Origin of the sequence: Sulfolobus sp. B1, from assembly GCF_007050195.1 — an archaeon.
Classification (GTDB): domain Archaea; phylum Thermoproteota; class Thermoprotei_A; order Sulfolobales; family Sulfolobaceae; genus Saccharolobus.
On sequence record NZ_QIMI01000328.1, the window covers coordinates 1 to 706 of the forward strand.

Here is a 706-nt window from a genome sequence, read left to right on the forward strand (position 1 = left end):
ATGTGAGTTAGTTACTAAAACGCCGGAAGGACCACAAGTTTCTAATCCAGAGACGTGTTCGGCTTGTGGTTTCTGTTCTGGAATGTCGTTTTTAGGTTATTTGGAAGTACCCAATTTTACTACTGACCAAATAATAGCATACTTGAATGCTTTAGCTAAATATGCCCCAAATGATAAGCCAAGCGTTGTTTTAATTACATGCAATAAAATTGGAAAGATTCCTCAATTAGACGGAATACATATTTATCCCCTAATAGCCCCATGTATTTCGTCAGTTCACGATTCATTCTTAATGATAATCTTTGCCTCCGGCTTTTATCCCGTTGTATTTTCACCAGATAATAAATGCGAATTGAGAGATATCGCAAAATTGAGGGCTGAAGCTATGATGAAAAAATTTCCGGGTACTGAAATAAATTTCCCGTATGTAGAAGACTTCAAAGAACTTGAACTAGTATTAAAAGGTATCTCCAATTCTCAGAATCTTGAGAGGAGTTACATTCCTCAAGATCTCCCTCTAAGTAGGAGTAGGAGAAGAAGCCTAATGCTTTGGTCGTTATCAGAGGTTAGTAAAAGAATGGTATTAAATGAGGAGGATGAAATTCCCGGTGTGTACGAAGTTATAGTAGATCCTAATAAATGTGTATTATGTGGCGTTTGCGTGAGATCATGTCAGATGTTAGTCTTCGACATGAAAAATAATCCC

Annotated in this window: 1 protein-coding gene; it reads left to right on the top strand. The window is 37.0% G+C overall.

The window, feature by feature from the left end; genetic code table 11:
* The coding region (locus tag DMP16_RS10520) for a 4Fe-4S binding protein (RefSeq protein WP_185957875.1) at positions 1-706 on the top strand (706 nt) is incomplete at both ends.